Raw genomic sequence first — 26426 nt, 5'->3', positions numbered from 1 at the left:
CCGCGAAATGTGATTGCGAAAAAATCTCCTTCTACGCGTTGTCTTGGAACATAATTTGAGTCAAATGGGAAAGGGAGACCGAATATGAACGCGATCTCGCTCGACGCCACCGATTGCCGTATTTTGGCGGTGCTTCAGCAGGAAGGACGCATCAGCAATCTGGATCTCGCGGAGCGCATCTCGCTCTCGCCGTCGGCGTGTCTGCGACGCTTGCGCCTCCTGGAAGAGCAGGGCGTCATCGAACATTACCGCGCGTGTCTGAATCGCGAAGTGCTGGGTTTTGAACTGGAGGCGTTCGTGCAGGTGTCGATGCGCAACGACCAGGAGAACTGGCATGAGCGTTTTGCACAGGCGCTGCAAGACTGGCCGGAAGTGGTCGGCGCATTCGTCGTGACCGGCGAAACGCATTACCTGCTGCGCGTGCTCGCGCACAACCTCAAGCACTATTCCGATTTCGTGCTGCATCGCCTCTATAAAGCGCCGGGCGTGATGGATATTCGCTCGAATATCGTGCTGCAGACGCTCAAGGAAGATTCGGGCGTGCCGGTGTCGCTGGTGACGAAAACCGGTGGGCATGGCGCGTCGCATAACGATCGTTGAATCCACCGCCGATCGCGCAAGCCCCGAAGTGCCATGCGTTTATCGGACGTTTCACACATCGCCCGCTCATGCTGCGCGGCCTACCTGTACCGCGTGTAAAACAGGGCGTCGCCTTCAGAGTGGTTTGAGTCCGTGGAACTGGCCGTTCTGGAACACCAGCGGCGACACCTCCGCGACATGCTCGTGCACGCCGCAGCGCTCCACCTCGCCGACGAAAATCACGTGGTCGCCTTCTTCGTAGCGGCTGCGGTTATGGCATTCGAACCAGGCGAGCGCGCCGTCGAGCACCGGCATGCCGGTATCGCCTTGCGCGTGCGACACGCCTTCGAAGCGATCCCCCTTCACGGTGGCGAAGCGCTTGCACAGATCGAGTTGCGAGCCGGCCAGCACGTTGACCACATAGTGGCTGTTGGCGCGGAATACCGGCATCGACGCCGAGCGCGTGGCGAGACTCCACAGCACCAGCGGCGGATTGAGCGAAACCGAATTGAACGAGCTGGCCGTGATGCCGATCAATTGGCCGGACTCCGCACGCGTTGTAATGACGGTGACGCCGGTGGCGAATTGGCTGAGCGCCTGCTTGAAGGCGTTCTGGTCGAAGTTGGGCGGGCTGGCGCGCTTCATCGGATGAAAGCCTTCGGCGCAAGCCTTGAGAATCCAAGGCTGAACCCATCGCGCGTGCGGCCGGAAACAAATGATTCGAAAGTCATAGTGAAAATCGTCGATTTGTCCCAATTTTAACTGCAATCGCGGCGGCATTGGCCGCGACCCCTGCCGGTATGTGGAAAACCCGCTAAGCTGGAACGCCGCGATGGGCATGAGCGTTGCGGCCACGCGGGGACCGGCATCGGCCGACTATGAGTCTCAAGGAGCGAGCAGCATGAGTCAGACAGGCGAAGTCGCCACCCTCGGTGGCGGGTGTTTCTGGTGCCTCGAAGCGGTATATCTGGGCGTCGATGGCGTGAACTCGGTGGAGTCGGGCTATGCGGGCGGTCAGACGCAGCATCCGACCTACGAGCAGGTATGCGATGGCGTGACCGGCCACGCGGAAGTCGTGAACGTCGACTTCGATCCGGCGAAGATCGGTTATCGCGAGATACTGGATATCTTCTTTGCGATCCACGATCCGACGCAATTGAACCGGCAAGGCAACGACGTCGGCACGCAATATCGCTCGGTGATCTTCACGCATTCGGACGCGCAGCGCGAAACGGCGCTACAGGCGATTCGCGAGATCGGCGAACAGGGCATTTACGACGGGCAGATCGTCACGCAAGTGCTGCCGCTCGACGGCAACTACTGGCCTGCTGAGGCCTATCATCAGAACTATTTCGCGCAGCATCCGAACCAGGGGTATTGCTCGTTCGTGGTGGCGCCGAAAGTCGCGAAGTTTCGCCAGAAGTTCGCGCATCGCGTCAAGGCGAGTTGAGCGGAGCGGTGGTTCGATTCAGCCGGGCGATAGCCAACGAGCCCTCGTTGAGCGAGGGTTCGCCTAGCCTGGTTCGCCGCTTTCGTTTCGTTCATGTTCGCCGGGCGCCGGCTGCATTGGGTCATGCTCATGCTCGTGAGCCAGCCGCGCATACGCCTCGACGATCGCCCGCGCCAGTTCCACGCAACTGAGCGGCGCGGACCCTTCCGCTTTATTGTTGACCGCGATCACCACCGGCTGGCCGGCCAGCGCGTAGCGCGCGGCCAGTTCGGCGAGCGACGCGCGCGTGGCCGGGTCCTGGTCCACCAGTCGATCGAACGGTTCGTACTTCGCCTTCGCCTGTTCGTATTTGAAGCCGCCGTGCAGACTCCAGCGCACGATCAGCGGCCCGGCCGGCTCGCCGTCCAGCAGCGCGAGCGCCGCGGCCTGGCGCAGCGGGTCCGGCATGCGCGCGTGAATGCCGACGCAATAGCGCACGCCCGCCGCCTTCAGCGTGCGGATAAAGCGCGGCGTCAGCAAACTGGCGTCGCGGATTTCGATTGCGTAGCAGGTGCCTTCGGGCAACGTCGGCAATGCCGCGAGGAATCCGGCGAGGCGTTCGATGAACACCGCCGGCTCGGCCAGCATCTGATCGGGCAACGGCGATAACTGAAACACCAATGCGCCGGCTTTCGCGCCGAGTCCTTCGAGACATGGCGTGACGAAGTCGTCGATCGCCATTTGCGCATTCAGAAAACACGGATTCAGCGAGACCGGCTCGCCGCGTTCGGCGCGCACGGTGGCGTCGGTGATCGTCATCGGCGCCTTCACGATGAAGCGGAAATGCGCCGGCACTTGCTGCGCGTAGCGCAAATACTCGGTGACGGTGAGCGCCTGATAAAACGACCGGTCGATGCTGACCGTCTTGAGCAGCGGATGCGCGCCGTAGGCCGCGAGACCTTCGCGCGAGAGTTTGCTGTTGCTGTATTCGTCGCCGTAGACAATGCCGTTCCAACCGGGAAACGACCACGTCGAGGTGCCGAGGTGGACTTGCGGCGGCAGTTCGGCGGCGAGCGCGAGGAGTTCCGGCGAGGGCGTGGCCGCCAGCACCTCGCGGGCGCGGCGTTTCTTGGGGGCGTCGGCGGGAACGGCCGGGCGCTCCGCTTGTGCGTTTTGAGCCGCTTTCGATGGCCATGGCGCGGGCTCCACCGGCATGCCGAACAGATCGAATTGCCCGGCCTCGGCTGCCGCGTCATGCTCGCCGTTCACCGGCTCTCCCACTTCACTCGTCCCGCTCTGGTCCATCGATGTTCGGCCTGCTGTTCAAAGGTTGCGCCACGTCGGCCCGCCAATGGACGCCGCCCCGTCACGCAACCTGGGTACGCCGCCACGGCAAGTCGTGGCGGCGTACCCGTATCACAGCGGTTTCTCGTACATATAGCGGCGCGACCACGGCAAGGTTTTCGCGCTGCGGCCGGCTTTGCGGCACACCACCTGGTAGATGGACACGTCGTCGTTCTCGAACGCATACGCGCAGCCGGCCAGATACACGCGCCAGATGCGGAATTTTTCGTCGTCGACCAGACTGCGGGCTTCCTCCGCATGCGCCTCGAAGTTCTCCGCCCAGATTTCCAGCGTGTGCGCATAGTGACGGCGCAGGCTTTCCACGTCAACCGCTTCGAGCCCGCCGCGCTGCATCGATTCGAGCGCGAGGCTGATGTGCGGGAGTTCGCCGTCCGGGAACACATAGCGGTCGATGAATTCGCCGCCGCCGAGCGCGGTCTCGCCGCTGTCCGCATCGCTCGACGTGATGCCGTGATTCATCGCGATGCCGTCGTCGACCAGCAGGTCGCGGATCTTCTCGAAGTAGCCCGGCAGATTCTTGCGGCCGACGTGTTCGAACATGCCGACGCTGGTGATGCGGTCGAACTGCCCGACCACGTCGCGGTAATCCTGCAGACGAATCTCGATCTGGCTTTCGAGGCCCGCGGCTTTCACGCGAGCGGTGGCGAGATCGTACTGATTCTGCGAGAGCGTCACGCCCACGCACTTCGCGCCGAATTTGCGTGCCGCACGCAATACGAGCGCGCCCCAGCCGCAGCCGATGTCGAGCAGGCGCTGCCCCGGCTGCAACTGGATCTTGGTGAGGATGTGGTCGATCTTCTTGATCTGCGCGGTGGCCAGATCCTCGTCGCCGTTTTCGAAGTACGCACACGAGTACACCATGTTCTCGTCGAGCCACAGCTTGTAGAACTCGTTCGAGACGTCGTAGTGATACTGGATCGCCTTCTTGTCCGACGCTTTCGAATGATTGAAGTAGCGCCGCACGCGCGCCAGCTTGCTCGCACTGGTGACGGTGCTGCGCGCGAGCTGGTAGCTGATATTGATGATGTCCGACAGCTTGCCTTCGATGTCGATCTTGCCCTTGACGTAGGCCTCGCCGAGATTGTCGAGGCTCGGTTCGAGCAGATAGGGCAGCGCCGTGGCGCTTTTGACGTGCAGCGTGACCTGAGGCGCGGCGAACTGCCCGAAGTCGTGTTGCTGGCCGTCCCACAGCACAAGGCGCGCTGGCAAGTTCGCCCTCGTTTTTACATCGTCCACCCACTGCGCCAGCTTTTTCTCCCAGAACATGTGATTTCTCCGTGTCTGTTGAACTAAAGCAAAGCTCGTGCGGATCGTTACTCAGTGCGACGCAACTCCCATGCCGCGAGCACGATCCTGCCGCCGCGCGCTGCTGCGTTGGCAACGCGCTGGCGGCGTTGTATTCGGGTTCAAGGCGAGAGGCGGGAGATCAGCCAGTCGCTGCTTTCGCTTGAACGTGTGTAGAGCAGCCGGTCGTGCAAACGCGACGGCCGGCCCTGCCAGAATTCGATGGCCTCGGGGACCAGACGATAGCCGCCCCAGTGCGGCGGGCGCGGCGGCTGGTCGCCGTATTGCAGGCGGATTTCGCGCTCGCGTGTTTCAAGCTGCGAGCGGCTTTCAATTATCTGACTTTGATTGGACGCCCACGCGCCGATGCGTGAACCGAGCGGGCGCGACGCGAAGTACGCATCGCTTTCTTCCTCGCTGGTTTTAACGACGCGGCCCTCGACGCGCACCTGGCGCTCGAGTTCGATCCAATAGAACAGGAGGCTGGCGTAGGGGTTGGCGGCCAGCTCCAGGCCCTTGCGGCTCTGGTAGTTGGTGAAGAACACGAAGCCTCGTTCGTCCACGCCTTTGATCAGCACAATGCGCGCCGAAGGCCGGCCGCGCGAGTCGACCGTGGCCAGAGTCATCGTGTTCGGCTCCGGCAGCCTGGCGTCCACCGCTTGTTGAAACCACGTTTCGAATTGACGGAACGGGTTGCGGTCGACATCGCCAACGTCCAGCGAACCGAGCGAATAATTTTTTCGAAGTTCGGCGAGTGAGGTCATGTTCTTATGCGAACGCTACAGTTCGGCCAGTATAGCTAAGGAGCGAAATCTTTGCGCGCGGCCAGATCAAGGGATCGGACATTGCATCGAGGCATGCCGTCTCGCGCTTGCGCGCCTTTCGTAAAGCCTTCGGTTAGCTGGCGACGCCGCGACGCCCACGGCCATCCCGACCGTCGCGTTCAGGCAAAATACCGACTGCGAGTACCCAGGCGTCGCCCCATTCTGTATTGCCTCTTTTCAACGAGCCTTGTCACCATGTCCAGCACCACCGCGCAATCCGATCTTACTACCAGCGTCGACGGGAGCGAAACCGCCGACCGCGCGCGGCGCTTCGGCGGCATCGCTCGCCTGTATGGCGCGCCGGCGCTCGCCGCGTTCGAAGGCGCGCATGTCGCGGTGATCGGCATCGGCGGAGTGGGCTCGTGGGTGGCGGAGGCGTTGGCGCGCAGCGCGGTCGGCACGCTCACGCTGATCGACCTCGACAACGTCGCCGAAAGCAACACCAACCGGCAGATCCACGCGCTCGACGGCAACTTCGGCAAGCCCAAAGTGGAAGCGATGGCCGAGCGCATCGCGGCGATCAATCCGTTTTGCGACGTGCGGCTGGTGGAGGATTTTGTCGAGCCGGATAACTTCGCGGCGACGCTCGGCGGCGGTTTCGATTATGTGGTCGACGCGATCGACAGCGTGCGCACCAAGACCGCGTTGATCGCATGGTGCGTCGAGAAGAAACAGCCGTTGATCACGGTGGGCGGCGCGGGCGGCCAGATCGATCCCACGCGCATTCGCATCGACGATCTCGCGCTGACGATCCAGGACCCGTTGCTCTCGAAAGTACGTGGACAGTTACGCAAACAGCATGGTTTTCCGCGCGGGCCGAAGGCGAAGTTCAAGGTGAGCGCGGTGTATTCCGACGAGCCGCTGATCTATCCCGAAGCGGCCGTCTGCGATATCGACGAGGAAGCCGAGCACGTCACGACCTCGCCGGGGCACACCGGGCCGGTCGGTCTGAACTGCGCGGGTTTTGGTTCGAGCGTATGCGTGACGGCGAGCTTCGGGTTTGCCGCGGCCGCGCACGTGCTGCGGGCGTTGGCGAAGCAGGCGGCAGCAGCTTGAGAGCGCATCCAGGCGCGGCGCACCGGCCGCACCTGAACGGCGGCACGGATCAGAACAGCGAAGCGCTCAGCTTGCGCCGCCATTGCGACACGAGTTCCGGCTGATGCGCGGCCAGATCGAACACCGACAGCATCGTCTTGCGGCCGATGTCGTCGCGGAACGTGCGGTCGCGCTGCACGATCGCCAGCAGGTGTTCGAGCGCCCCCGCATACTTGCGGCGCGCGATCAGCGCGCTAGCCAGATCGAAGCGCGCTTCGAGATCGTCCGGGTTCGACGCGACCTTGGCCTCGAGCGCATCCGTGGGCGGCAGGTCGGCGGCGGCGTCCACCGCGTCGAGCCGCGTCTTGATCGCGTTGAAGCGCGCGTCGATGCCTTGCGTGGTTTTCGGCGACAGCAGATCGACTTCGTTGCGCGCTTCGTCGATACGGTTGTCTTCGAGCAGCATTTCGATGCGGTCCATGCGCGCTTCGTCGAAGCCGGGGTCGTAGGCGAGCGCGGCTTGCAGCGCATCGTACGCATCTTCACGGCGGCCTTCGGCCAGCGCGGTTTGCGCTTCGAGACGCGACGCGTCCGCGCCTTGCGGCACGAGCCGCTCGATAAACTCGCGCAACTGGCCTTCCGGCAGCACGCCGACGAACTGATCGACCGGCCGGCCGTCGGCGAACGCCATGACGTGCGGAATGCTGCGCACCTGGAAGTGCGCGGCCAGTTCCTGATTCTCGTCCACGTTCACCTTCACGAGCTTCCATTTGCCGGCGGCTTCGGCTTCGAGCTTTTCGAGCATCGGGCCGAGCGTCTTGCAGGGGCCGCACCACGGCGCCCAGAAATCGACCAGCACGGGAGCCAGTGTCGACGCCGTGATGACGTCCTGTTCGAAAGTGGCCAGAGTGGTGTCCATTGCGTCCTCGTCGATAAAACGGTTTGTTGACTAGTTGGGGGCGAGTGCCGTGGATTCAACGCGGCGCGTTCGGCCGCGCCTGCCGGTGTTCATTTTCGGGTCGGCAGCGGAATCCATTCGGTTTCTCCCGGCACCTTGCCCATCTCCTGATTGCTCCACGCGAGCTTCGCGGCTTCGATCTTCTCGCGCGAACTGGCGACGAAATTCCATTCGATAAAGCGCTCGCCATCGAGTTTCTCACCGCCGAGCAGCATGACGCGCGCCCCCTGCGTGCTCGCGAGCGTGACCGTTTCGTCGAGCGCGAGCACCGCCATCTGACCCGGTTCGAGCGGCGCGCCGTCGATCTCCAGGTCGCCGTCCACGAGGTACACGCCGCGTTCCTCGTGCTCCGGTTCGAGCGCGAAGGCGCCGCCCGGCGCGAACTGCGCGGCGACGTACAGCGTGCCCGAAAACGTCGCGACCGGCGAGGTTTCGCCGAAGGCCGTGCCCGCGATCACGCGCAGCGTGACGCCGTTGCGCTCGACCACGGGCAGCGTGTGGGCGGCGTGATGCGCGAACGACGGCTCGATGTCCTCGTCCTCTAACGGCAGCGCAACCCAGGTCTGGATGCCGTGCATGGTGAGGCCGCTCGCGCGGTCTTCGGCGGGCGTGCGCTCGGAGTGGACGATGCCGCGCCCGGCCGTCATCCAGTTGACGTCGCCGGGGACGATCTTCTGCTCGGAGCCGAGACTGTCGCGATGCATGACCGCGCCTTCGAACAGATAGGTGACGGTGGCGAGGCCGATATGCGGATGCGGGCGCACGTCGAGACCGACACCGGGTTCGAGCGTGGCGGGGCCCATGTGGTCGAAGAAGATGAACGGCCCGATCAGACGCGCAGCCAGGGCTGGCAGCACGCGCCGCACCGTCAGATTGCCGACGTCGCGCAGATGCGGCTTGAGGACTGCTTTGATCGAGGAGGACATGGGGCGGCTCGGCTGGAAGGATGGGGGGATTTTGCTCAATGGATGATTCTACTGCGGAGGGCGGAATGCTGACGGATCGAAGCACGTCGGCGCTCCGGCAATCCGTAGCGCGGCCCATCGCTTGCGGCCGCCTCCGCTAAACTGCCGGATTGAACAACCAATCGGAGACTGGGATGTCGCCCAGGGATTTGCTGCTCGCGCTGGTGGTCGTCCTGGCGTGGGGCGTCAATTTCGTCGTGATCAAGGTGGGCCTGCATGGTGTGCCGCCGATGCTGCTCGGCGCGCTGCGCTTCACGCTCGCCGCGGTGCCGGCGGTGTTTTTCGTCAAGCGTCCGCGCATGCCGTGGGGCTGGCTGCTCGCCTACGGCGCGACGATCTCGTTCGGTCAATTCGCGTTTCTGTTCTCGGCCATGTATGTGGGCATGCCGGCGGGGCTCGCTTCACTGGTCCTGCAGGCGCAGGCGTTTTTCACGCTGATGTTCGCGGCGCTGTTCCTGCATGAGCGCTTTCGCGTGCCGAACATCGTCGGATTGCTGATCGCCGCGGGCGGGCTCGCGCTGATCGGCTTGCAAGGCGGTCACGAGATGACGCTCGCCGGTTTCGTCCTCACGCTGTGCGCCGCGTGTTCGTGGGCGCTCGGCAACATCGTCACGAAGAAGGTGGGCAAGGTCGATCTGGTCGGGCTCGTGGTGTGGGGCAGCCTGATTCCGCCATTGCCGTTCTTCGCGTTCTCGTATGCGTTCGAGGGACCGCAGCGAATCGCCGCGGCGCTCTCGGGCATCAGCGCGATGTCGATTTTCGCCGTCGTCTATCTCGCGTTCGTCGCGACGCTGCTCGGCTACGGGTTGTGGAGCCGGCTGCTCTCGCGCTATCCGGCGAGCCAGGTCGCGCCGTTCTCGTTGCTGGTGCCGATCGTCGGGCTCGCGTCCGCCTCTTTGTTTCTCGACGAGCGCTTGTCCGTCGCGCAAATCGTCGGCGCCTTGCTGGTGATGGCGGGGCTGGCGGTGAACGTGTTCGGCGGCTGGGTCGTGCAGCGTTTGTCGCCGGCGCGTTGAGCGTTGAGCGGATGTGAGACCGGATAGCAGAACGGCCGCGATCGAGCGGCCGTTCTGCGTTGCGCACCAGGGCGCGGCTTGATGCGGGGCGGCGCGACTGCGCGCGCCGTCAAGTCATGCGGTTCTTCGCCAACGGCGGATTCGCCGCGAAATAGCGCTTGATGCCGGTCATGATCGCATCGGCCATCTTCTCGCGATAGGCGTCGTCGTTCAGGCGGCGCTCCTCGTCCGGGTTGCTGATGAAGGCGGTTTCCACGAGGATCGACGGAATGTCAGGCGCTTTCAGTACCGCAAACCCCGCCTGTTCGACCGAGCCCTTGTGCAGCTTGTTGATGCCGCCGATCTCCTTCAGCACGAAGTTGCCGTAGCGCATGGAGTCGCGAATCTGCGCGGTGGTCGACATGTCGAACAGCGCGCGGTTGACGGTGGCGTCGGCGGATTTGATGTTGATCCCGCCGATCTGATCCGAGGCATTCTCCTTGTTCGCCATCCAGCGCGCCGCCGCGCTCGACGCGCCGTGCTCGGACAACGCGAACACCGAGGAGCCCTTCGCGTCGGGCGTGGTGAACGCGTCCGCGTGAATCGATACGAACAGATCCGCGCCGACGCGCCGCGCCTTCTGCACGCGCACGTTCAGCGGCACGAAGAAGTCGGCGTCGCGGGTCATCATCGCGCGCATGTTCGGTTGCGCGTCGATCTTCGCGCGCAGCTTCTTGGCGATGTCGAGTGCGACGTGCTTCTCGTAAGTGCCCGAGCCGCCGATCGCGCCGGGGTCCTCGCCGCCGTGACCCGGATCGATCGCGACGGTCAACAGACGCACCGTGTTGCTCTTGCCGGGTTTCGGCGTGGTGAAGGCGTAGGTGTCGTCGCCGCCGTTGTCGTCGCCGAGCTTGCCGGCGCTGCTTCCGCCGCTGGCGCCGCCCTTGTTGCGGGCGATCGCGCTCGGCGGCGTGACGGGCGCGGCGGGCGCGGCCGGCTTGCCGAGAATCGGCGGCAGCGGCGCCGGCGCGTGCGGCACGCTGGGCGCGGCAGAGCCGCCGTTCTGCGCATAACGCTCGAAGAACGCTTCGCTGTTGTCCGCGGTGGGCGGTGTGGTGCCGGGGCCGCTCAGCGTGGCGGGCGGCGCGCTGTTTTCATTCAGGCTCTGTTCCTTGCGCTCGGTCTGCGCGAGGAGGTCCATCAATGGATCGGGCGCGACGGCGGGGTACAGGTCGAACACCAGCCGGTACTTGTACGCGCCGACCGGCGGCAGCGTGAACACCTGCGGCTTCACCGAACCCTTCAGGTCGAACACCATTCGCACCACATGCGGCTGATATTGCCCGACGCGCACCGACTGGATCTGCGGATCGTTCGGCGTGATCTTCGACACGAGATCCTTCAGCGCCTGGTCCAGATCGAGGCCGTTCAGGTCGACCACCAGCCGGTCCGGGCCTTGCAGCAATTGCTGCGCGTTTTGCAAAGGCTGATCCGATTCGATCGTCACGCGCGTGTAGTCGCGCGCCGGCCAGACGCGCACGCCGAGCACCGAGCTGGCCCACGCGAGGCGCGGGGCGACGAGACCGAGCACGAGCGTGGATGCGCCCGCGCGCAGCATCTGCCGGCGCCGCCAGTTATGCGTTGCGGTGGCCGCCGATTCGATCGAGCGGAACGGTTTGATCAACATCTTTCGAGACATGCCTTTCCTGATTCGCTGTAGGCCCGTGCGACGAGTACGCGGCCGTCGCCCGCGTGGTCCAGGTCGAGCGAGAAGACGAGATCCGGCACGCCAAGCAGGCGGCCCGCGCGTTGCGGCCATTCGACGAGGCAGATCGCGCCGCTGTCGAAGTATTCGCGGAAGCCCGCGTCGGCCCATTCGGCCGGATCGGTGAATCTATACAGATCGAAGTGATAGAGCGCGAGTTCCCCATTGGGCCGCGCGAGCACATAAGGTTCGACGAGCGTGTACGTGGGACTGCGCACGCGGCCGGTGTGGCCGAGGCCGCGCAACGTGGCGCGCACGAGTGTGGTTTTGCCGGCGCCGAGGTCGCCGATGAGTTGGACTTGCAGCCCGTGGAATGCCTGGCCGCCGGCAGCGGCCGGAGCGTGCCGCTGTGCTTCCTGCGACGCTTCTTGCGCCATCGCGCGCACGCTTTCGATCGCCAGCGCGAAGCGCTCGCCGAACGCGTGCGTGGCGGCTTCGTCCGCGAGCGCGAAGGTGCGTTCGAGCAGGACCTTCGCGGGCGGTTGGATCGCGTGATCGGGATTGACGGGCATTCTCGTAAAATGACGTGATGAACCGAAGTCCGGAGTCCCCTGTGTCCCGCACGCCTGCGTCTGACGACGATGCGCGTGCCGAGCGTCGTTTGGATGAAGCGGCGCTGCATGCGCTCGCGCTGGACATCAAAACGTGGGGCCGTGAACTGGGTTTCGCGGCGATCGGCATTAGTGATACCGATCTCTCCGCCGCGGAGGCGCCGCTTGCAGCCTGGCTGGAAGCGGGTTGCCACGGCGAGATGGATTATATGGCGAAACACGGCATGAAACGCGCGCGGCCCGCCGAGCTTGTGGCCGGCACGCGACGTGTAATTACCGCGCGCATCGCCTATTTGCCCGCGCGGACATTGAACGGAAAGGCGAACGAAAGCGCCTTGCCGGACGCGCCGCCCGCACCGCGAGACTGGCGCGCGGCCGAGCATGCGCGGCTCGCGGATCCGTCGGCGGCGGTGGTGTCGATCTATGCGCGCGGCCGCGATTATCACAAGGTCATGCGTAACCGTTTGCAACAACTGGCCGAGAAAATCGAAGCCGCGATCGGCGTATTCGGCTACCGCGTGTTCACCGATTCGGCGCCGGTGCTCGAAGTGGAATTGGCGCAAAAGGCCGGCATCGGCTGGCGCGGCAAGCATACGCTGCTGCTGCAACGCGACGCCGGTTCGCTGTTTTTCCTCGGTGAAATCTACGTCGACGTGCCCTTGCCGACCGATGCCGAGACCTCGCCCGAAGTGGCCCCGGAAACGCCGGGCTCGCATTGCGGCAGTTGCACGCGCTGCATCGGCGCCTGTCCGACCGGTGCGATCGTCGCGCCTTACAAGGTCGATGCGCGCCGCTGCATTTCCTATCTGACGATCGAACTGAAGGGCAATATTCCCCTGGAAATGCGGCCGCTGATCGGCAATCGTGTGTATGGCTGCGACGATTGCCAACTCGTGTGTCCGTGGAACAAGTTCGCGCAAGCCGCGCCGGTCGACGATTTCGACGTGCGGCATGGGCTCGATCGCGCGTCGCTGGTCGAGCTATTTGCATGGAGCGCGCAGGAGTTCGACACGCGCATGCAGGGCAGCGCGATTCGCCGCATCGGTTACGAGAGCTGGCTGCGCAATCTCGCGGTGGGGATGGGCAATGCGCTGCGTGCGTCTTCGGAAAGTCTGAGCGGGGACGCACGTGAGGCGATCGTGGAGGCGCTGCGCTCGCGTGCCGACGACCCGTCCGCCGTCGTGCGCGAGCATGTGGAATGGGCGTTGGAAGCGGCGTAAAGTAGCGGCACTCGAACGCCTGCACGCCATGCAGGTACGCTAGCGAAATCGGAAAAAAGCGCCGCCAGTGAGGAGCAGGCAACCATGTTCAACGCAGTGATCGATGCGCCGTTCGGCAAGGTCGGCATCCGGCTCGAAGGCGATGCCGTGCGCGAGATCGTCTATCTTCCCGACTCGATTGCGAACGTCGCGCCCGAGACGCCACTGGCGAAACAGACGGCCGAACAGATCGAACGGTATTTCGAGCGGGCGTCCGCGAAGTTCGACTTGCCGTTGGCATCGGTCGGCACGGCGTTTCAGCAGCGCGTATGGCAGGCGATCAGCGACATTCCGCCGGGTGCCGTGCGCACCTACGGGCAGTTGGCGAAGCAACTCGGCAGCGCGCCGCGCGCGGTCGGTCAGGCGTGCGGCGCCAACTATTTTCCAATCGTGATTCCGTGCCATCGGGTGGTGAGTTCGAGCGGCATCGGCGGGTTTTCGCATCACGCCGAAGACGGCTTCTTTCGCAACGTCAAGCGCTGGCTCCTGGCGCATGAAGGCATTCCATACGCATGAGCGACACTCTGGCTGACGACGCGCCCATCGCGTCACCTCTTTTTCTGGCGAGCTCCGCGTCGATCGATGCGTTCTGCGACGCGCTGTGGCTCGAACACGGCCTGTCGCGCAACACGCTCGATGCATACCGGCGCGACCTGAGACTCTTTTGCGAATGGCTCGCGAAAACCCGCAACACGTCGCTCGACACCGCCAGCGAGGCCGATCTCAATGCCTATAGCGCGGCGCGGCAGAAAGACAAATCCACCTCCGCGAACCGGCGGCTTTCGGTGTTTCGCCGCTACTACGGCTGGGCGGTGCGCGAGCATCGCGCGAAGGTCGATCCGACGCTGCGCATCCGCTCGGCCAAGCAGCCGCCGCGTTTTCCGTCGACGCTCAGCGAAGCGCAAGTCGAAGCGCTGCTCGGCGCGCCCGACGTCGGCACGCCTTTGGGTTTGCGCGACCGCACGATGCTGGAGCTGATGTACGCGAGCGGTTTGCGCGTCACCGAACTCGTCACGCTGAAGACCGTGGAAGTGGGTCTGAACGAAGGCGTGGTGCGCGTGATGGGCAAGGGCTCCAAGGAGCGCCTGATTCCGTTCGGCGAGGAAGCGCACGGCTGGATCGAGCGCTATCTGCGCGAAGCGCGCCCGGCGCTGCTGGGTGCGCGAGCGACGGACGCGCTCTTCGTCACCAGCCGCGCGGAGGGCATGACGCGGCAGCAGTTCTGGAACATCATCAAGCGGCACGCTGCGACGGCCGGCGTGCATGCGCCGCTTTCGCCGCATACGCTGCGGCACGCGTTCGCCACGCATCTGCTGAATCACGGCGCCGATCTGCGCGTCGTGCAACTGCTGCTCGGCCACACGGACATTTCCACGACGCAGATCTATACGCACGTGGCCCGCGAGCGCTTGAAGTCGCTGCATGCGCAGCATCATCCGCGGGGGTGAGGAGCGGGCGTTCGCGCCGTGCTGGTTGCGGTTATCGTTGCTGTCGCGACGCTTGCTTCAGACGAATTCCCGCAGCCGGTGCTTGAGAATCTTGCCGGTCGACGCCGCCGGCAGCGCGGCGAGCACCTTCACTTCGGCAGGGCGCTTGTACGGCGCGAGACGCTCGCTGCACCACTCGACCAATTCGGCCGGCGTCACCTGCGCACCGGCAATCAGTTCGACGAACGCGACCACCTCCTCATTACCCTCGACCGCGCGTCCGATCACCGCCGATTGCACGACCTGCGGATGCGCGTTCAACACGTGTTCGACCTCGGCCGGATACACGTTGAAGCCCGAACGGATGATCAGCTCCTTGCTGCGTCCGACGATATGCAACGCGCCATCCGCGTCCTGGCGCGCGAGGTCGCCGGTCTTGAGCCAGCCGTCCTCGGTTACGACGGCGCGCGTTTGCTCCGGGCTGCGGTAATAGCCGAGCATCACGTTCGGGCCGCGCACCCATAGCTCGCCGATTTCACCTCGCGCGGCATCGACGCCGTCGAGCCCGACGAAGCGCACCTCGACGCCCGGAATGACTTCACCGACCGAGCAGTCGCCGCGTGGCGCATCGAGCATGGTGTGCGAGACAGTCGGGCTGCTTTCGGTCATGCCGTAGCCATTGTGCAGCGGCAGACCGTAGACGCTTTCGACGCGCGCCTTCAACGCGGCCTCGAGCGGCGAGCCGCCCGAATAGGCAAAGCGCAGATGCGGCGCGCACCACGAATGACCGTGTGTCTCCAGATGTTCGAGCAGTTTGGCGTGCATGGCCGGCACGCCCTGGAAGATCGACACGTGTTCTTCGGCGAGTGCGCGGCGCACGGCTTCCGGCGCGAAGCGCGGCGCGAGCCGCAACGTTGCGCCGGCATGGAGACTGCCGAGGCAAACCGACGCGAAGCCGTACACGTGCGAGATCGGCAGCACGGCATAGACGACGTCGTCGGGGCCGACCTTGCGCAAGCGGCTCGAGATCGCGGCGATGAACAGCAGATTGCGATGCGACAACATCACGCCCTTCGGCGCGCCGGTGGTGCCGGTGGTGTAGATCAGCGCGGCGCATTGGCGGTCGTTGGCGGCTTCGACGGGTTCGGCTTTCGCCGTGGCGTCCACCGTGAACGACCATGCGCCGATGTCCGGCGTGCTGGCCGGCGCCGGTTGCGCTTCATGCCGCTGCGCGTGCTGTTGGGCGTCGGTTGAGCTTTCCACCGCATAGGCGACCACGCGCGGCTGCGCGTGCGCGCGAATCGAGTCGAGTTCCGCCGCGGACAGCCGCGCGTTGGACACGAGCGCCCACGCGTCGAGCCTCGCCGCCGCGAACAGCAGCACGATCTGGACGATGCTGTTTTCCGCGACGATCATCACGCGATCGCCGCCGCGCACGCCCCAATCACTTAGCAACGCGGCGACGGTTTCGACTGCCTGCGCGAGCTGCGCGCAGGTCAAACGACGCGCGTCCTCGATCAACGCGACGTGTTGCGGATCGCGCGCGGCCGCGAGCGCCGGAATCTCGGCGATGCGCGTGGGCAGCGCCGCCAGCAGCGCGGGGATATCGATGGTGGAACGGGTGGATAAGTCAATACTCAACACTGTCTCCTGTCGACCAGAGTTGCCGCTTTAGCGGCTTACTCTGGTCCCATGCAGAGCGGTCGACCAGAGTTGCCGCTTTAGCGGCTTACTCTGGTCCCATGCAAGGCGGTCGACCACAGTTCACGCCAAAGCGCGTTACCCCGGTCCCATGCAAAGCAGCCGACCACAGTTCCCCGCTCTTGCGGCTCGCGCCCGGCGTACACTGCGCCGGAACATTCCCGAACGATCGTGCCACAAGCGCCCGACCCGCACAATTGGCCATTCGGCAAATAGCCGTTGTGCAAACTCGCCATTACAATGCGCCGATGAGCAAATCCAGACACGTCTCCGAAACGCCCGCGACGCAGTTTCTGCGCCGTCACGGCGTCGCGTTCGGCGAGCATCCTTATGATTACGTCGAGCACGGCGGCACCGCGGAGTCGGCGCGTCAGCTCGGCGTGGACGAGCATCACGTCGTCAAGACGCTGGTCATGGAAGACGAGCATGCCAAGCCGCTGATCGTACTGATGCACGGCGACCGCACCGTCAGCACCAAGAATCTCGCGCGGCAGATCGGCGCGAAACGCGTCGAGCCGTGCAAGCCGGAGGTGGCGAACCGTCATTCGGGTTACCTGATCGGCGGCACGTCGCCGTTCGGCACGCGCAAGCCGATGCCGGTCTACGTGGAGTCGAGCATCCTCGAGATGGACACCATCTGGCTGAACGGCGGGCGGCGCGGTTTTCTGGTCAGTATCGAGCCGAAGGTGCTCGCAGATTTGCTGGCGGCGAAACCGGTGCAATGCGCGAGCGTCGATTGACGTTTGCCTGAATGTTTTTCGGGCGGGCGGGTTCGGTAGAATGTGCGCCGCTTTGTTCCGCGCTTTGTTCCGCGCTTTGCTCCGTGTTTCGTTCCCTGTTGCGGTTGGGGTATCGAGTTTCAGACCGCCGATCCTTATAAGAGTCCTAGATGCAAAATCTGATCGTTGCCGTCGTTGCCTATCTGATCGGTTCGGTGTCGTTCGCCGTGATCGTGAGCGCCGCGATGGGGCTGGACGACCCGCGCTCATATGGCTCGGGCAACCCCGGCGCCACCAACGTGCTGCGCAGCGGCAGCAAGAAGGCCGCGATCCTTACCTTGATCGGCGACGCGTTCAAAGGCTGGCTGCCGGTATGGTTCGTCGTGCACTTCGGCGCGCGTTACGGACTCGACGACACCTCGGTTGCCATCGCAGCCGTTGCCGTGTTTCTCGGCCACCTGTATCCGGTCTTTTTCCGCTTCAAGGGCGGCAAAGGCGTGGCGACCGCGGCGGGCGTGCTGCTCGCGATCAATCCGATTCTCGGCCTTGCGACTTTGCTGACGTGGTTGATCGTGGCTTTCTTCACGCGTTATTCGTCGCTCGCGGCATTGGCCGCGGCGGCGTTCGCGCCGATCTTCGACGGTTTTCTGTTCGGGCCGCACGTCATTGCGCTCGCGATCGTCGTGATGAGTTCGCTGCTGATCTGGCGTCATCGCGGCAATATCGCCAAGCTGATCCGCGGTGAGGAAAGCCGCATCGGCGACAAGAAAAAGAAGGTCGATGCGGCAGGAGGGCCGGCGTCGGGCAACGGAGCTTGAGCGGGAGCTGCGTTGCGCGTCGAACGGTGTTGATTGGTCCAACTTGTAATCGTGGCCGCTTCGCGGCCGGCGCGCGATGACGCAATGACTATCCACTGCGCGTGCGCCAAACCTTCAGCGCGCGCTCGATACCGCGCGCACTACGCGTTCAATCGCGGAAGTTGTTGAAGTCGAGCGGCGTGTCGGTGACGTCCTTGCGCAGCATCGCGATCACGCTTTGCAGATCGTCGCGCTTGCCGCCGGTGATGCGCACCGCGTCACCCTGAATGCTCGCCTGGACCTTGATCTTGCTGTCCTTCACGAGGCGCACGATTTTCTTCGACAGGTCGCCGGACACGCCTTTCTTGATCTTGATGACCTGCTTGACCTTGTCGCCGCCGATTTTCTCGATCTTGCCGTAGTCGAGGAAGCGCACGTCCACGTTGCGCTTGGCCATTTTCGACAGCAGCACGTCTTTCACCTGACCGAGCTTGAAGTCGTCGTCCGCATAAGCCGTGATCTCGTTTTCCTTGTGTTCGACGCGCGCGTCCGACCCCTTGAAGTCGAAGCGGGTTGAAATTTCCTTGTTGGACTGCTCGATCGCGTTCTTGACTTCGATCATGTTCGCTTCGCAGACGACGTCAAACGATGGCATTGCTTTCTCCCAATAGTGCTGCGGTGCATGACGCGGCCGGTCGGCTGCTCACGGGGCACTCGCTATAATCACGGACCGGATGTCATTTTACCGACGCCACTCCCTTTTGCCCAAGGCCGCCGCGCATTGTCGCGCGGCCGAGGCTCGATCTGGTCTTATCCGCCGCCCATTCGTCGTTTCATTGTTCCCGCTCCGATGTCCGAATCCGCTTCCGCCGCGTTCATTGCCGGCTATCCGCTAAAGGCGCACAACACCTTCGGCTTCGATGTTCGCGCGCAGCTTGCGTGCCGTATCGAGCGCGAAGAGCAATTGATGGCGGCCGTGCGCGATCCGCGCGCCGCCGGCCTGCCGCGCCTCGTTCTGGGCGGCGGCAGCAATGTCGTGCTGACGGGGGATTTCGCGGGGCTGCTGCTGCTGGTGGCGCTGCGGGGCCGCCGCATCGTGCGGGAGGACGGCGACGCCTGGTATGTCGAGGCCGCAGCCGGCGAGCCGTGGCATGAGTTCGTCGCGTGGACGCTGGCGCAAGGGCTGCCGGGTCTGGAGAACCTCGCGTTGATTCCCGGCACGGTGGGCGCGGCGCCGATTCAGAACATCGGCGCTTACGGGCTGGAAATGTGCGAGCGGTTTGCGTCGCTGCGCGCGGTGGAGCTGGCAACGGGGGCGGTGGTCGAACTCGATGCGAAGGCTTGCCGGTTCGGCTATCGCGACAGTTTTTTCAAGCGGGAAGGGCGCGACCGTTTCGTGATTACGTCGGTTACTTTCCGCTTGCCGAAGGTTTGGCAGCCGCGCGCCGGTTACGCCGATCTGGCGCGTGAACTGGCCGCGAGCGGCAATGGGGACGACGCCGCGTCGCCGAGCGCGCAGGCTATCTTCAATGCAGTGGTCGCGGTGCGTCGCGCGAAGCTCCCCGACCCGCTCGAGCTGGGCAACGCGGGGAGTTTTTTCAAGAATCCGGTCGTCGAGGCGGCGCAGTTCGAGGCGCTGAAGCTGCGCGAGCCCGGCCTCGTGTCCTACGTTCAACCGGACGGCCGGGTCAAACTTGCGGCGGGGTGGCTGATCGATCGATGCGGCTGGAAGGGGCGCGCGATGGGCGCCGCGGCCGTGCATGAGCGGCAGGCGCTGGTGCTGGTGAATCGCGGCGGCGCGAGCGGCGCAGAAGTGCTGGCGCTCGCGAAGGCGATTCAACAGGATGTGCTGACGCGCTTTGGCGTGGAACTGGAAGCGGAGCCGGTTTGTTTGTGATGGCGTGATTTGTCCGCGGGACGGAAAAAGGCGCCGGGAGTTGCCTCCCGGCGCCTTTTTTGTGTCTGCGTTTTGGTTGCTGGCCCGCGCCTTGCGGCGCTTAACTTCGCTTGCGCGAAGTTAGCCTTCGCCGAAACGCGCGTCGTCAGCTGCGCTGACGGGGGTGTTTTGGCTTCGGCCCGCGCCTTGCGGCGCTTAACTTCGCTTGCGCGAAGTTAGCCTTCGCCGAAACGCGCGTCGTCAGCTACGCTGACGACGCGCGTTTTCCGCGATTCGCATGCGTAGGGCGTTGAGCTTGATGAACCCGCCAGCGTCCGCCTGGTTGTAAGCACCGCCGTCGTCGTCGAACGTGGCGATCGTCTTATCGAACAGCGTTTCCTTCGAATCGCGCGCAACGACCGAGACGCTGCCCTTGTACAGCTTCACACGCACCCAGCCGTTGACCTTCTCCTGCGTATGGTCGATCAGCACCTGCAGCGCGCGGCGCTCCGGACTCCACCAGTAACCGTTATAAATCAGCGACGCGTAACGGGCCATCAGATCGTCTTTCAGATGCGCCACTTCACGGTCGAGCGTGATCGACTCGATGCCGCGGTGCGCCTTCAGCATGATCGTGCCGCCCGGCGTTTCATAGCAGCCGCGCGACTTCATGCCGACGTAACGGTTCTCCACCAGATCCAGACGACCGATGCCGTGCTTGCCGCCCAGACGGTTCAACTCGGTCAGCATTTCGGCCGCCGACAAACGCTTGCCGTTGATCGCAACCGGATCGCCGTGCTCGTACTCGATGTCCAGGTATTCCGCCTGGTCCGGCGCCTCTTCCGGCGACACCGTCCAACGCCACATTTCCGGCTCGGCTTCCGCTTTCGGATCTTCCAGGTGACGGCCTTCGAACGAGATATGCAGCAGGTTCGCGTCCATCGAATACGGCGCGCCGCCTTGCTTGTGCTTCATTTCGATCGGAATGCCGGCCTTTTCCGCGTAGGCGAGCAGTTTTTCGCGCGACAGCAGATCCCATTCGCGCCACGGTGCGATCACCTTGATGCCCGGTTCAAGCGCGTAGTAACCGAGTTCGAAGCGAACCTGGTCGTTGCCCTTGCCGGTTGCGCCGTGCGAGACCGCTTGCGCGCCGCTGGCGCGGGCGATTTCGATCTGGCGCTTGGCGATCAGTGGACGCGCGATCGACGTGCCCAGCAGGTACTCGCCCTCATAGATCGTGTTGGCGCGGAACATCGGGAACACGAAGTCGCGCACGAATTCTTCGCGCAGGTCTTCGATAAAGATGTTGTCTTGCTTGATGCCGAGTTGCAGGGCTTTCTTGCGCGCCGGTTCCAGCTCTTCGCCCTGGCCGATGTCGGCCGTGAACGTGACGACTTCGGCGTCGTAGTTGTCCTGCAACCACTTCAGGATGACGGAGGTGTCGAGGCCGCCCGAATAGGCGAGCACGACTTTCTTGATATCGCTCATGGTGAACTCGTAGCTGGAGAAAGCGGGAAAACAAGGCGCGCCGGCGGTTCCGGAGCACGGAAAAACACTATTTTGACACTAAACCGCCGGCGGCCCGCGTTTTTGGGACGGTGCGGTGTGATCGGCGGTCCGCTTGCGCAATGGACTGCAGCCGGATGCGGCGCGCGCGACGCGGATTCATAGTCGAGAACCCGTCGCACTGCACGCAACGGCCGGCTGAGCTGCTGAAACGCGGCTCGCTCAGTGATTGAGCTTGCCGAGCAGCAGATACTCCATCAACGCCTTTTGCACGTGCAGACGGTTTTCCGCCTCGTCCCACACGACGCTTTGCGGACCGTCGATCACTTCCGCGCTGACTTCCTCGCCGCGGTGGGCGGGCAGGCAGTGCATGAAGAGCGCATTGGAGTTGGCGCGCGCCATCATTTCGGCGTCGACGCACCAGTCGGCGAAAGCTTTTTTGCGCGCTTCGTTTTCCGCCTCGAAGCCCATGCTGGTCCACACATCCGTGGTGACCAGGTCGGCGCCCGCGCAGGCCTCGTTCGGGTTGTCGAATTCCGCGTAGAAAGGCGCGCTTTCGGCAGCGACCAGCGCGCGGTCGAGCTTGTAGCCGGGCGGCGTGGACAGGCGCAGCTTGAAGCCGAGAATCTGCGCGGCTTCGATCCACGTGTAGAGCATGTTGTTGGCGTCGCCGACCCACGCGACGGTCTTGCCGCGAATCGGGCCGCGATGCTCGAAAAAGGTGAAGATGTCCGCCAGCACCTGGCACGGGTGATATTCGTTGGTCAGTCCGTTGATCACCGGCACGCGCGAATTCTCGGCGAAGCGCTGGATGATGTCCTGGCCGAACGTGCGGATCATGATGATGTCGACCATGCGCGAGATCACTTGCGCCGCGTCTTCGATCGGCTCGCCGCGGCCGAGCTGCGTGTCGCGCGTGCTCATGAAGACGGCGTGGCCGCCCAGCTGGAAGATGCCGGCTTCGAACGACAGGCGCGTGCGTGTCGAATTCTTCTCGAAGATCATCGCCAGCGTGCGGTCGTGCAGCGGGTGGTAAGTCTCGTAGTTCTTGAACTTGCGCTTCAGAATGCGTGCGCGCTCCAACACGTACTCGTAGTCTTCCAGCGAGAAATCCTTGAACTGCAGATAGTGGCGAATTTTCTTGGCGGTCATGAAACAAATACGGCGGTCTCACCCGGCAGGGATTGCCGGACGGCGCCGCCGTCGTTTGTGGTAACTCAATGCAGCATAAAGGATTTCGCCTGATTTGACGAGTCAGGCAAAAGGCTGGGAAAGCTGTCCGAAAGGCTCGCGGGCCCGTCGGATAAAGCTTGTGTGCGGTGCGGAAAAAGGCACGCTGCGCTATAATCCGCAAGTTATCCCAAAGCCCGGCAGGCTGGTATTTCGCTTGCGGGACATGGCTCACGCGGTTCGAAAAACCTTCCCGGGTGCGGTCATGGCTGGCGCCGAGGTGGCTCAGTCAAGCAACGCAGTCAAGCTAGCTAGCCGGCGCTTCGCCAGTGCACCTGGCGCAGTTCGCCAACGCCGCATGCATGGCGGGCTCAGGCATCTCAGAGCCGCATCGCCGTCATGGTGCCGTCATCCCGCTGGGCAGTCACACAGGTATTCCTACATGGCCGAAGCAGCTCCAACCGAATATTTCATTCAGGGCATCACGTCGACGGGAAAGAGGTTTCGGCCGAGCGACTGGTCGGAGCGGCTCGCAGGCGTGATGTCATGCTTCGGCCCCGGTGCAAAGGGGCCGAACGCTTATCTGCAGTACTCGTCGTACGTCCGGCCGACCATGATCGGCGACCTCAAATGCGTGATCCTCGATTCACGCTTGCGCGACATCGAACCTATGGCTTTCGATTTCGTTCTGAACTTCGCGAAAGACAATGATCTCGTGGTGACCGAGGCATGCGAGTTGCCGCCTGAGCACGGCACGCAGCAAGGTAAGAACACGCGTTAAGGCGCACGTCGTCGCAAGGCCGCCAAAAACAAAAAACCCGCAAGCAGCGGGTTTTTTTGTGGCTAAAAGCGGGAAGCTTCAGCGGACAGCCTGTCTCGCTCATGTATGAGACGAGTCGCGGAGCCGGCGGGGGGGAGTTGAATCGAGGCAAAAAAGCCCGCCGAGGCGGGCTTTTCCGTGCAGCGGAAACAGGACGTGGCCCACCGGAGCGGGCCGACCGGAATTACTGGGCTGCGGACGCTTGCAGACCCTTGATGGCTGCAGCGAGACGACTCTTATGGCGAGCTGCCTTGTTCTTGTGAACGATTTTCTTGTCGGCGATGATGTCGATGGTCTTCGACGATGCCTGGAAGATTTCAGCGGCCTTGGCCTTGTCGCCGGCGTCGATCGCCTTGCGGACAGCCTTGATAGCCGTGCGGAACTTCGAGCGCAGTGCCGAGTTGTGCGAATTTGCCTTGGCGGCCTGGCGGGCGCGCTTGCGTGCTTGTGCGGAGTTAGCCATGACGGTTCCTTATCCTGTTCCTGTTTCCAGTACCTGACCTTCAAGTGGTGAGGTGCTGCTTTTAGATCCGAACTCTTGGAAGCGATTGCCCAAGAGCGCAAAAAGTGTCGAAAAATTCGATCGAACTACGCGAAGGCGGGCCCGTGTTCCGGCGTACTTCGAGGTTGGTTGACGCTTTCTCACGCTTGAATGCGGCGTGCTTGATTGCGTACTTTTACCCCGTCCGAAAGTTAAGCGAGCTTCGAAACCGGCGATTATAGCAACAAAATCAGGCACGTGACAACGGGGAATCGCCGATTCCGATGCGCCTGACGATTCGCGCGGCCACGTTTCCATCAGCCCGCCGAAGTCCACGAGCGGGCGGCGATATGAGCGGACGATGAACAAACGCGCGCCCTCCGCAACAAAAAACGCCTCGGCCGACGACACCTCAGCGAACGTCCACCTCGAAAAACGGTCCGAATCGCGTTCCGGCTCGTCGTCCGCCTTTGCGGCACCCGTATAATAAGCGCCCCATGAATCTATTCCGAGCCCTGCTGACGGTCAGCGGCTTCACGCTGCTGTCGCGCGTGACCGGTCTGGCCCGCGAAACGCTGATTGCTCGCGCGTTCGGCGCCAGTCAATATACCGACGCGTTTTACGTCGCCTTCCGCATCCCCAACCTGCTGCGCCGCATTTCCGCCGAAGGCGCGTTCTCCCAAGCCTTTGTACCGATCCTCGCCGAATTCAAGAACCAGCAAGGGCACGACGCCACCAAGGCGCTGGTCGACGCGACCTCGACGGTGCTCGCGTGGGCGCTGGCGATCCTCTCGCTGATCGGCGTCGTGGGCGCCTCGGGCGTGGTGTTCGTCGTCGCGTCGGGTCTCGCGCATGAGGGCCAGGCGTACGCGCTCGCGGTCACCATGACGCGCATCATGTTCCCGTACATCATTTTCATCTCGCTGACGTCACTGGCGTCGGGCGTGCTCAATACGTACAAGAACTTTTCGCTGCCCGCATTCGCGCCGGTCCTGCTGAACGTTGCGTTCATCGTCGCGGCCATGTTCGTCGCGCCGCATCTGAAAACGCCGGTTTATGCGCTCGCGTGGGCCGTGATCGCGGGCGGTGTGCTGCAGTTTGCCGTGCAACTGCCGGGTCTGAAGAAGATCGACATGATTCCGCGCATCGGCCTGAACCCGGTGAAGGCGCTCGCGCATCGCGGCGTGAAGCGCGTGCTCTCCAAGATGGTGCCCGCCATGTTCGCGGTGTCGGTCGCGCAAATCAGCCTGATCATCAACACGAATATTGCATCGCGCATCGGTCCCGGCGCGGTGTCGTGGATCAACTACGCCGACCGTTTGATGGAGTTTCCCACCGCGCTGCTCGGCGTCGCGCTCGGCACGATCCTGTTGCCGAGTCTCTCGAAGGCGCACGTCGACGCCGATCCGCACGAATATTCGTCGCTGCTCGACTGGGGGCTGCGCGTCACGTTCCTGCTGGCCGCGCCGAGCGCGGTCGCGCTGTTTTTCTTTGCCCAGCCGCTCACCGCCACGCTGTTTCATTACGGCAAGTTCGACGGCAACGCGGTCGTGATGGTCTCTCGCGCGCTGTCGGCCTACGGCGTCGGCCTGATCGGCCTGATCCTCATCAAGATCCTCGCCCCCGGTTTTTACGCGAAGCAGGACATCAAGACGCCGGTGAAAATCGGCGTCGGCGTGCTGATTCTCACGCAGTTGAGCAACTATCTGTTCGTGCCGATTTTCTCGCACGCCGGCCTCACGCTGAGCGTCGGGCTCGGCGCTTGCGGCAACGCGCTGTTGTTGTTCCTCGGCTTGCGCAAGCGCGGCATTTATATGCCGTCGCACGGCTGGCCCAAATTTTTCGTGCAGTTGCTCGGCGCCTGTCTGGTGCTGGCCGGCGCGATGCACTGGCTGGCAATCAGCTTCGACTGGATCGGCATGCATAGCCGGCCGCTCGACCGGATGGCGTTGCTGGGCGCGTGCCTCGTGCTGTTCGCCGCGCTATATTTCGGTATGCTTTGGCTGATGGGCTTCAAGTACGCGTATTTCAGAAGGCGAGTGAAGTGATCACGATGACGCGGGTTCTCGACTATTTCAGCACACTCGTCGCCGAGGACGAGAGCCTGCCGCTGACCGAGGCGGCGCTCTCGCTCGCGCAGGACGCTTATCCCGACCTCGATCTGCAAGGCACGCTGGCCGAGATCGACGAACTGGTGGTGCGCCTGCAGCGCCGCATGCCGGACGACGCCGACATCAAGCAGAAGGTCGGCATCCTGAACCGGTTTTTCTTTCGCGAGCTGGGTTTCGCCAGCAACCTCAACGATTACTACGACCCCGACAACAGCCACCTGAACGCCGTGCTCAAGCGGCGCCGCGGCATTCCCATTTCGCTGGCGGTGCTGTATCTGGAGATGGCCGAGCAGATCGGCATTCCGGTGCGTGGCGTGTCGTTTCCGGGGCACTTCCTGCTGCGTGTGACGACGCCCGACGGCGATGTGATGCTCGATCCGACCAGCGGGCAATCGCTGTCCGAATCGGAGATGGTGGAAATGCTGGAGCCGTATGTGGCGTCGGCGGGCGAGTCGGTGAGCCGCGCGCTGCGCATCTTGTTGCAGCCGGCCACGCGGCGCGAGATTCTCGCCCGCATGCTGCGCAATCTCAAGTCCACGTATCTTCAGACGGAGCGCTGGCAGCGTTTGCTGGCCGTGCAGCAGCGTCTCGTGATTCTGCTGCCGGAAAGCATCGAGGAAGTGCGCGACCGCGGCTTCGCCTATGCGCGGCTCGATTATCTGCGCCCCGCGCTCGAGGACCTCGAACGTTATCTCGGCGAGCGGCCGGATGCCGAGGACGCAACGGTGGTGGAGTCGCAATTGCATGAACTGCGTCAACGCACCCAGCCCGACGATCGCGACTGACAGACCGGCAATCGGTCCGAACGA

At 63.7% G+C, this 26426-nt stretch carries 26 protein-coding genes; 13 read left to right on the top strand and 13 right to left on the bottom strand.

What is annotated here, in order from left to right:
• Positions 1-84 precede the first annotated feature (84 nt).
• Entirely contained in the window at positions 85-600 is a 516-nt protein-coding gene (locus CUJ90_RS14710; RefSeq protein WP_073426977.1) for an Lrp/AsnC family transcriptional regulator, read from the top strand.
• A gap of 114 nt (positions 601-714) precedes the next feature.
• Here CUJ90_RS14710 and CUJ90_RS14705 read toward each other — a convergent pair whose 3' ends face one another.
• Complete coding sequence (locus CUJ90_RS14705; protein ID WP_073427221.1) at positions 715-1224, bottom strand: flavin reductase family protein; 510 nt, start codon at positions 1222-1224, stop codon at positions 715-717.
• Positions 1225-1480: 256 nt separating this feature from the next.
• Between CUJ90_RS14705 and msrA the strand changes: the two genes are divergently transcribed.
• Positions 1481-2029 (top strand): peptide-methionine (S)-S-oxide reductase MsrA, encoded by a 549-nt coding sequence (gene msrA / locus CUJ90_RS14700; RefSeq protein ID WP_114163130.1) that lies wholly within the window; start codon positions 1481-1483, stop codon positions 2027-2029.
• A gap of 63 nt (positions 2030-2092) precedes the next feature.
• On the opposite strand, the gene CUJ90_RS14695 is transcribed toward msrA, so the two are convergent.
• The 3 genes from CUJ90_RS14695 to pdxH all read right to left on the bottom strand — a co-directional run bounded on the left by CUJ90_RS14695 (position 2093) and on the right by pdxH (position 5421).
• On the bottom strand, positions 2093-3313 hold the full coding sequence (locus CUJ90_RS14695) for a DUF72 domain-containing protein (protein ID WP_114163129.1): 1221 nt from the start codon (positions 3311-3313) through the stop codon (positions 2093-2095).
• Positions 3314-3424: 111 nt separating this feature from the next.
• Positions 3425-4639 (bottom strand): SAM-dependent methyltransferase, encoded by a 1215-nt coding sequence (locus tag CUJ90_RS14690; protein WP_073426980.1) that lies wholly within the window; start codon positions 4637-4639, stop codon positions 3425-3427.
• Positions 4640-4779: 140 nt separating this feature from the next.
• The gene (gene pdxH, locus CUJ90_RS14685; RefSeq protein ID WP_073426981.1) at positions 4780-5421 is read right to left on the bottom strand and encodes a pyridoxamine 5'-phosphate oxidase; all 642 of its coding nucleotides are present in this window, start codon (positions 5419-5421) and stop codon (positions 4780-4782) included.
• 255 nt (positions 5422-5676) lie between these two features.
• Here pdxH and tcdA point away from each other — a divergent pair, with 255 nt between their 5' ends.
• The gene (tcdA, locus tag CUJ90_RS14680; RefSeq protein WP_114163128.1) at positions 5677-6537 is read left to right on the top strand and encodes a tRNA cyclic N6-threonylcarbamoyladenosine(37) synthase TcdA; all 861 of its coding nucleotides are present in this window, start codon (positions 5677-5679) and stop codon (positions 6535-6537) included.
• A 49-nt stretch (positions 6538-6586) separates the two neighbouring features.
• Here the strand turns inward: tcdA and trxA are convergent, their stop codons facing one another.
• Both trxA and CUJ90_RS14670 read right to left on the bottom strand, forming a co-directional pair.
• Positions 6587-7435: a thioredoxin gene (gene trxA / locus CUJ90_RS14675; protein WP_114163127.1), complete on the bottom strand. Its 849-nt coding sequence runs from the start codon at positions 7433-7435 to the stop codon at positions 6587-6589.
• Positions 7436-7524: 89 nt separating this feature from the next.
• The gene (locus CUJ90_RS14670) at positions 7525-8400 is read right to left on the bottom strand and encodes a pirin family protein (protein WP_114163126.1); all 876 of its coding nucleotides are present in this window, start codon (positions 8398-8400) and stop codon (positions 7525-7527) included.
• 173 nt (positions 8401-8573) lie between these two features.
• Here CUJ90_RS14670 and CUJ90_RS14665 point away from each other — a divergent pair, with 173 nt between their 5' ends.
• A complete protein-coding gene (locus CUJ90_RS14665) occupies positions 8574-9455 on the top strand; it encodes an EamA family transporter (protein ID WP_114163125.1) in 882 nt (293 codons plus the stop codon).
• A gap of 109 nt (positions 9456-9564) precedes the next feature.
• Here CUJ90_RS14665 and CUJ90_RS14660 read toward each other — a convergent pair whose 3' ends face one another.
• A complete protein-coding gene (locus CUJ90_RS14660) occupies positions 9565-11133 on the bottom strand; it encodes an N-acetylmuramoyl-L-alanine amidase (RefSeq protein ID WP_083083266.1) in 1569 nt (522 codons plus the stop codon).
• The gene (gene tsaE, locus CUJ90_RS14655) at positions 11115-11711 is read right to left on the bottom strand and encodes a tRNA (adenosine(37)-N6)-threonylcarbamoyltransferase complex ATPase subunit type 1 TsaE (RefSeq protein WP_114163124.1); all 597 of its coding nucleotides are present in this window, start codon (positions 11709-11711) and stop codon (positions 11115-11117) included. The genes CUJ90_RS14660 and tsaE overlap by 19 nt, the downstream gene beginning before the upstream one ends.
• 17 nt (positions 11712-11728) lie before the next feature.
• Between tsaE and queG the strand changes: the two genes are divergently transcribed.
• From queG to xerD, 3 genes are all read left to right on the top strand, one after another.
• On the top strand, positions 11729-12970 hold the full coding sequence (gene queG / locus CUJ90_RS14650) for a tRNA epoxyqueuosine(34) reductase QueG (protein ID WP_114163123.1): 1242 nt from the start codon (positions 11729-11731) through the stop codon (positions 12968-12970).
• 84 nt (positions 12971-13054) lie between these two features.
• Positions 13055-13525, top strand: a complete 471-nt coding sequence (locus CUJ90_RS14645) for a methylated-DNA--[protein]-cysteine S-methyltransferase (RefSeq protein WP_073426989.1) — start codon at positions 13055-13057, stop codon at positions 13523-13525.
• A complete protein-coding gene (gene xerD, locus CUJ90_RS14640; RefSeq protein WP_114163122.1) occupies positions 13522-14457 on the top strand; it encodes a site-specific tyrosine recombinase XerD in 936 nt (311 codons plus the stop codon). Before CUJ90_RS14645 ends, xerD begins: the two co-directional genes overlap by 4 nt.
• 57 nt (positions 14458-14514) lie before the next feature.
• Here xerD and CUJ90_RS14635 read toward each other — a convergent pair whose 3' ends face one another.
• Positions 14515-16077, bottom strand: a complete 1563-nt coding sequence (locus CUJ90_RS14635; RefSeq protein ID WP_114163121.1) for a class I adenylate-forming enzyme family protein — start codon at positions 16075-16077, stop codon at positions 14515-14517.
• 308 nt (positions 16078-16385) lie between these two features.
• Between CUJ90_RS14635 and ybaK the strand changes: the two genes are divergently transcribed.
• Together ybaK and plsY are read left to right on the top strand one after the other, a co-directional pair.
• On the top strand, positions 16386-16877 hold the full coding sequence (ybaK, locus tag CUJ90_RS14630) for a Cys-tRNA(Pro) deacylase (protein WP_073426992.1): 492 nt from the start codon (positions 16386-16388) through the stop codon (positions 16875-16877).
• Between the two features lie 149 nt (positions 16878-17026).
• Positions 17027-17674, top strand: a complete 648-nt coding sequence (gene plsY / locus CUJ90_RS14625; RefSeq protein WP_073426993.1) for a glycerol-3-phosphate 1-O-acyltransferase PlsY — start codon at positions 17027-17029, stop codon at positions 17672-17674.
• Between the two features lie 148 nt (positions 17675-17822).
• On the opposite strand, the gene CUJ90_RS14620 is transcribed toward plsY, so the two are convergent.
• Positions 17823-18308 (bottom strand): YajQ family cyclic di-GMP-binding protein, encoded by a 486-nt coding sequence (locus CUJ90_RS14620; RefSeq protein ID WP_007180572.1) that lies wholly within the window; start codon positions 18306-18308, stop codon positions 17823-17825.
• A 195-nt stretch (positions 18309-18503) separates the two neighbouring features.
• Here CUJ90_RS14620 and murB point away from each other — a divergent pair, with 195 nt between their 5' ends.
• The gene (gene murB, locus CUJ90_RS14615) at positions 18504-19550 is read left to right on the top strand and encodes a UDP-N-acetylmuramate dehydrogenase (RefSeq protein ID WP_114163120.1); all 1047 of its coding nucleotides are present in this window, start codon (positions 18504-18506) and stop codon (positions 19548-19550) included.
• Positions 19551-19790: 240 nt separating this feature from the next.
• On the opposite strand, the gene CUJ90_RS14610 is transcribed toward murB, so the two are convergent.
• Both CUJ90_RS14610 and argF read right to left on the bottom strand, forming a co-directional pair.
• Positions 19791-21017 carry an argininosuccinate synthase gene (locus tag CUJ90_RS14610; RefSeq protein WP_114163119.1) on the bottom strand — a complete coding sequence of 409 codons (1227 nt, stop codon included), beginning with the start codon at positions 21015-21017 and terminating at the stop codon, positions 19791-19793.
• A 240-nt stretch (positions 21018-21257) separates the two neighbouring features.
• Positions 21258-22187, bottom strand: coding sequence for an ornithine carbamoyltransferase (gene argF / locus CUJ90_RS14605; RefSeq protein ID WP_114163118.1), 930 nt, complete (start codon positions 22185-22187; stop codon positions 21258-21260).
• A gap of 460 nt (positions 22188-22647) precedes the next feature.
• On the opposite strand from argF, the gene CUJ90_RS14600 reads away from it, so the two are divergent.
• The gene (locus CUJ90_RS14600; protein WP_073426997.1) at positions 22648-22986 is read left to right on the top strand and encodes a DUF3579 domain-containing protein; all 339 of its coding nucleotides are present in this window, start codon (positions 22648-22650) and stop codon (positions 22984-22986) included.
• A gap of 223 nt (positions 22987-23209) precedes the next feature.
• Here the strand turns inward: CUJ90_RS14600 and rpsT are convergent, their stop codons facing one another.
• Positions 23210-23488, bottom strand: a complete 279-nt coding sequence (rpsT, locus tag CUJ90_RS14595) for a 30S ribosomal protein S20 (protein ID WP_020069158.1) — start codon at positions 23486-23488, stop codon at positions 23210-23212.
• A 515-nt stretch (positions 23489-24003) separates the two neighbouring features.
• Between rpsT and murJ the strand changes: the two genes are divergently transcribed.
• Both murJ and CUJ90_RS14585 read left to right on the top strand, forming a co-directional pair.
• On the top strand, positions 24004-25554 hold the full coding sequence (murJ, locus tag CUJ90_RS14590; protein ID WP_073426998.1) for a murein biosynthesis integral membrane protein MurJ: 1551 nt from the start codon (positions 24004-24006) through the stop codon (positions 25552-25554).
• 5 nt (positions 25555-25559) lie between these two features.
• Positions 25560-26402: a SirB1 family protein gene (locus CUJ90_RS14585; RefSeq protein ID WP_073427222.1), complete on the top strand. Its 843-nt coding sequence runs from the start codon at positions 25560-25562 to the stop codon at positions 26400-26402.
• The last annotated feature ends 24 nt before the right edge of the window (positions 26403-26426 follow it).

Source organism: Paraburkholderia terricola (genome assembly GCF_003330825.1).
In the GTDB taxonomy this organism is placed as follows: Bacteria; Pseudomonadota; Gammaproteobacteria; order Burkholderiales; family Burkholderiaceae; genus Paraburkholderia; species Paraburkholderia terricola.
Note: the sequence above shows the minus strand (reverse complement) of the source record. Positions and strands in the feature narration are given on the sequence as shown.

Coding starts and splice junctions, on each gene's coding strand:
- CUJ90_RS14665 (WP_114163125.1), top strand. CDS start 8,574: ATGTCGCCCAGGGATTTGCTGCTCGCGCTGGTGGTCGTCCTGGCGTGG.
- CUJ90_RS14620 (WP_007180572.1), bottom strand. CDS start 18,308: ATGCCATCGTTTGACGTCGTCTGCGAAGCGAACATGATCGAAGTCAAG.
- murB (WP_114163120.1), top strand. CDS start 18,504: ATGTCCGAATCCGCTTCCGCCGCGTTCATTGCCGGCTATCCGCTAAAG.
- xerD (WP_114163122.1), top strand. CDS start 13,522: ATGAGCGACACTCTGGCTGACGACGCGCCCATCGCGTCACCTCTTTTT.
- CUJ90_RS14660 (WP_083083266.1), bottom strand. CDS start 11,133: ATGTCTCGAAAGATGTTGATCAAACCGTTCCGCTCGATCGAATCGGCG.
- rpsT (WP_020069158.1), bottom strand. CDS start 23,488: ATGGCTAACTCCGCACAAGCACGCAAGCGCGCCCGCCAGGCCGCCAAG.
- msrA (WP_114163130.1), top strand. CDS start 1,481: ATGAGTCAGACAGGCGAAGTCGCCACCCTCGGTGGCGGGTGTTTCTGG.
- plsY (WP_073426993.1), top strand. CDS start 17,027: ATGCAAAATCTGATCGTTGCCGTCGTTGCCTATCTGATCGGTTCGGTG.
- CUJ90_RS14645 (WP_073426989.1), top strand. CDS start 13,055: ATGTTCAACGCAGTGATCGATGCGCCGTTCGGCAAGGTCGGCATCCGG.
- queG (WP_114163123.1), top strand. CDS start 11,729: ATGAACCGAAGTCCGGAGTCCCCTGTGTCCCGCACGCCTGCGTCTGAC.
- CUJ90_RS14600 (WP_073426997.1), top strand. CDS start 22,648: ATGGCCGAAGCAGCTCCAACCGAATATTTCATTCAGGGCATCACGTCG.
- CUJ90_RS14670 (WP_114163126.1), bottom strand. CDS start 8,400: ATGTCCTCCTCGATCAAAGCAGTCCTCAAGCCGCATCTGCGCGACGTC.
- trxA (WP_114163127.1), bottom strand. CDS start 7,435: ATGGACACCACTCTGGCCACTTTCGAACAGGACGTCATCACGGCGTCG.
- argF (WP_114163118.1), bottom strand. CDS start 22,187: ATGACCGCCAAGAAAATTCGCCACTATCTGCAGTTCAAGGATTTCTCG.
- CUJ90_RS14695 (WP_114163129.1), bottom strand. CDS start 3,313: ATGGACCAGAGCGGGACGAGTGAAGTGGGAGAGCCGGTGAACGGCGAG.
- murJ (WP_073426998.1), top strand. CDS start 24,004: ATGAATCTATTCCGAGCCCTGCTGACGGTCAGCGGCTTCACGCTGCTG.
- tsaE (WP_114163124.1), bottom strand. CDS start 11,711: ATGCCCGTCAATCCCGATCACGCGATCCAACCGCCCGCGAAGGTCCTG.
- CUJ90_RS14610 (WP_114163119.1), bottom strand. CDS start 21,017: ATGAGCGATATCAAGAAAGTCGTGCTCGCCTATTCGGGCGGCCTCGAC.
- CUJ90_RS14690 (WP_073426980.1), bottom strand. CDS start 4,639: ATGTTCTGGGAGAAAAAGCTGGCGCAGTGGGTGGACGATGTAAAAACG.
- tcdA (WP_114163128.1), top strand. CDS start 5,677: ATGTCCAGCACCACCGCGCAATCCGATCTTACTACCAGCGTCGACGGG.
- pdxH (WP_073426981.1), bottom strand. CDS start 5,421: ATGACCTCACTCGCCGAACTTCGAAAAAATTATTCGCTCGGTTCGCTG.
- CUJ90_RS14585 (WP_073427222.1), top strand. CDS start 25,560: ATGACGCGGGTTCTCGACTATTTCAGCACACTCGTCGCCGAGGACGAG.
- CUJ90_RS14705 (WP_073427221.1), bottom strand. CDS start 1,224: ATGAAGCGCGCCAGCCCGCCCAACTTCGACCAGAACGCCTTCAAGCAG.
- ybaK (WP_073426992.1), top strand. CDS start 16,386: ATGAGCAAATCCAGACACGTCTCCGAAACGCCCGCGACGCAGTTTCTG.
- CUJ90_RS14710 (WP_073426977.1), top strand. CDS start 85: ATGAACGCGATCTCGCTCGACGCCACCGATTGCCGTATTTTGGCGGTG.